Genomic DNA, 278 nt, shown 5'->3' with positions numbered 1-278 from the left:
CAACAAGAAAGACACGAAGAAGAAAAAAACCGTCAAGAAAAAGGCCGCGACCAAGTAATCTTAGCAGCGGCCTCTGATTCCCAAAGCAAAGGGCCGGATACAATATCCGGCCCTTTTTCTGTTTCAGTCAGCGGAAAACGTTCAGTCTTTACTGCTCTTCGCGTTTGAATACCAGCTCGGCGGCCGTCGATTCTTCCGGTGCGAAGTAATACCCAGCCACGTCAAATTGCTTCAGCTGCTCCACTGACGTCAGACGGTTATCAATGATGTAACGCGCC

General features: G+C 49.6%; 1 pseudogene. It reads right to left on the bottom strand.

Annotated elements, in window-relative coordinates:
• Positions 1-148: 148 nt before the first annotated feature.
• Positions 149-278: pseudogene (locus tag ACYP03_RS25970) on the bottom strand (peroxide stress protein YaaA); the annotation flags it as partial.

Source organism: Photobacterium sp. R1 (assembly GCF_054600795.1).
The sequence above is the reverse complement of the archived record's forward strand: the minus strand, read 5'-3'. Positions and strand labels throughout refer to the sequence as shown.